Genomic DNA, 2,764 nt, shown 5'->3' with positions numbered 1-2,764 from the left:
TCTGCGTTTCGCAATCCGTGAAGGCGGCCGTACTGTTGGTGCGGGCGTTGTTGCTAAAGTAATGAGCTAATTATTGATTAATTAGCTTTGAGCTTAAAAAGGGCGCTTCGGCGCCCTTTTTGCTGTCCGCGATTTAGCAGTTGTCATATTTATTCGCATTTTTCATTCATTCTCCCGCTGCGTAAATAGCGTTGTGCTATTGTAATCATAACTATTCTCATTTACACTTTGCGCAGAAATTGAACGGGAGCGATCATGTACGTTTGTTTGTGTAATGCGATAAGTGATAAAAAAATACGTCAGGCTGTTCGCCAGTTTCATCCTCAGTCCTTTCAGCAATTGCGTAAATTTATTCCTGTTGGAAATCAATGCGGTAAGTGCATTCGTGCTGCCCGCGAAGTCATGCAGGATGAATTAACGCAAATGCCAGAATTTAAAGAGATCGCCTAAGTCACACTCTTTTTTTTGACATCCCTGTAGCCCCATCTACGCTCTAAGAGTGGAAGCGGAGGGACTATAAAATGAAAGGTGATGTTAAAATCATAAATTATCTCAATAAACTATTGGGAAATGAGCTTGTCGCAATCAACCAGTATTTTCTCCATGCTCGTATGTTCAAAAACTGGGGACTGACTCGCCTCAATGATGTTGAGTACCATGAATCTATCGATGAGATGAAACACGCTGATAAATATATTGAGCGTATTTTATTCTTAGAAGGGCTCCCAAACTTACAGGATCTTGGTAAGTTGGGTATAGGCGAAGATGTTGAAGAGATGCTGCAATCCGATCTTCGACTCGAACTCGATGGGGCTAAAGATTTACGTGAAGCCATTGCCTATGCCGACAGCGTCCATGACTACGTTAGCCGGGATATGATGATCGAAATCCTTGCTGATGAAGAAGGTCACATTGACTGGCTGGAAACGGAACTGGATCTGCTCCAGAAGATGGGACTCCAGAACTATCTTCAGGCACAGATTCGCGAAGCGTAGACGCAAACTTTGCAGAGCGGCAGGCCTGCCGCTCCTTTCAGTACCCGATAACACCTGAGCTTTGCGCGCTGAAAATCAACCAGCCTGCCAGTCCAAGCCACGGACCGAACGCGATAAGCGGTATCGACGTCCTTCGGGTAAGGCGTAGGATCAGCCACCAGACAATGCCCAGCAATGATGCAGCGAGTAAAATGGGCGGTAGCGCTGGCCATCCACACCAGGCACCCATCGCCGCCAGTAGCTTAGCGTCACCCAGGCCGATGCCCTCTTTGCCCGCGAGTATTTTGCATCCCCACCAGACCAGCCATAGCGTCAGATAGCCAGCGACAGCGCCGTACAGCGCGTCGGGTAACATCTCTCTGTCGTAAACGCTGTGATACATCAGACCGAGCCAGAGCATCGGCTGCGTCAGCACATCCGGCAGCAGGTACGTCCGGAGATCAATTTGCGCCAGCGCGAAAATAAACCAGAACAGCGTCATGATGGCAATCGCATCTGACATTGAAGGGACAAACGCGGCGCTAAGCGCAAAAACACAAGAACACGCCAGTTCAGTCAGTGGGTAACGCCATGAAATGGGCTGCGCGCAGTCCTGGCAACGCCCCCGCTGCCACAGCCAACTGAATAGTGGAATAGTGTTACGCACCGATAGCCTGTGCTGGCAGTGCGGACAGTGCGACGGAGGCCAGGCGATATTCCATGTTTCGCTGTGCCGATGCTCAATCATGATCGGCAGTCGATAAACCACTACATTCATAAAGCTGCCGACTATCAGCCCGACAAATGCCATTGCTGCAATGTTAATGAGTTCCGTCATTTCCCCACCGGATAGAGTTCAAGGGCTTCCACCGCAATCTCCCCGGCGACCGGGCGGGCGCTAAACGTGAGTTGCGAAACCTGTATTCCCTCATTTTGTAGGGTATTAAGCCACGCAAATAATGGTTCGGTTTTGACAACGGGAAGCGAGATCGCAAAATGATCGGGAGTGGATGTCACAACGCTGATATTCAGACCTGCCTGCTGCGCGCTATGTTGTATCAGTGCCGGATCGGTCTTTGTGCCCGGTCTACTGGCAACTAATCCGCGACGCTGAATCGCCTCATTTACCCACAGGATCTCACTCCTGAGACGATCATTTTCCTGCCTCTGCTGTGAAATAGCGTTATCCAGGGGCTGAACCACGCCGTACCAGAATCCCGCCAGCAGACAGAAAACGGCGAGGAATATCAGACTGCGTTGCTCTCTGCCGTTTTTTTCGCTCCACCAGCTATTCATATTCATTTGCGCTCCTTCAGGGTCAGCCGGACGCTACCTGTCGTCCCTTCTGGCGGTTGAGTCAGGATAAATTCGTCGTTTGTCTGCACCATAAAGCGGCGAAGATGTTCCGGATCGCGAACGTTGAGCGTCAGGGTAAAAAGGCGTTGTTCGAGCCGGTAGTTGACCTCGCGGATGGTAAGCCCCGGCAATGTGCTTAATCGGGTCTGAAGCTGAGTCAGTAACGTCAGCACATCCGGATAGCGATCCCTCGCGGACGATTCGAAGAAATATTTAAAATTGCTGTTGCGGTTATCACCTGGGAAATAGCGGTTCCACAGGGTGGCACCTTCAGCTGAGAGCGCCTGTTTCTGTTGATGAAGCTGCCAGAGCATCACCCCTTTCAGCCCTGAGAAGAGCGCTATTGCCAGGGCAAATGTTGCTATGGCGGCATATTTCAGCAGACGCGGGGTCGGTTGTGTCGGGGGCAAAGGGCGGAAGCTGCCGTGTAATAC

Annotated in this window: 6 protein-coding genes; 3 read left to right on the top strand and 3 right to left on the bottom strand. The window is 50.6% G+C overall.

Annotated features, from left to right (window positions below; genetic code table 11):
- The 3 genes from FDW87_RS00340 to bfr all read left to right on the top strand — a co-directional run.
- A partial coding sequence (locus tag FDW87_RS00340; RefSeq protein ID WP_168733119.1) for a hypothetical protein occupies nt 1-70 on the top strand: 70 nt, incomplete at its 5' end.
- 185 nt (nt 71-255) lie between these two features.
- Entirely contained in the window at nt 256-450 is a 195-nt protein-coding gene (bfd, locus tag FDW87_RS00335; protein ID WP_003031111.1) for a bacterioferritin-associated ferredoxin, read from the top strand.
- Nucleotides 451-521: 71 nt separating this feature from the next.
- On the top strand, nt 522-995 hold the full coding sequence (gene bfr, locus FDW87_RS00330) for a bacterioferritin (RefSeq protein ID WP_016154761.1): 474 nt from the start codon (nt 522-524) through the stop codon (nt 993-995).
- A 37-nt stretch (nt 996-1,032) separates the two neighbouring features.
- Here bfr and FDW87_RS00325 read toward each other — a convergent pair whose 3' ends face one another.
- The 3 genes from FDW87_RS00325 to FDW87_RS21260 form a co-directional block, all read right to left on the bottom strand.
- Nucleotides 1,033-1,812 carry an A24 family peptidase gene (locus tag FDW87_RS00325; protein WP_049270608.1) on the bottom strand — a complete coding sequence of 260 codons (780 nt, stop codon included), beginning with the start codon at nt 1,810-1,812 and terminating at the stop codon, nt 1,033-1,035.
- Nucleotides 1,809-2,276 carry a type II secretion system protein GspM gene (gene gspM, locus FDW87_RS00320; protein WP_016157618.1) on the bottom strand — a complete coding sequence of 156 codons (468 nt, stop codon included), beginning with the start codon at nt 2,274-2,276 and terminating at the stop codon, nt 1,809-1,811. The genes FDW87_RS00325 and gspM overlap by 4 nt, the downstream gene beginning before the upstream one ends.
- On the bottom strand, nt 2,273-2,764 hold a 492-nt coding region (locus FDW87_RS21260), incomplete at its 5' end, for a GspL/Epsl periplasmic domain-containing protein (RefSeq protein WP_305764061.1). The genes gspM and FDW87_RS21260, both read right to left, overlap by 4 nt.

The sequence above is a fragment of the Citrobacter sp. wls826 genome (assembly GCF_005281245.1).
GTDB lineage: Bacteria > Pseudomonadota > Gammaproteobacteria > Enterobacterales > Enterobacteriaceae > Citrobacter > Citrobacter braakii.
The sequence above is the reverse complement of the archived record's forward strand: the minus strand, read 5'-3'. Positions and strand labels throughout refer to the sequence as shown.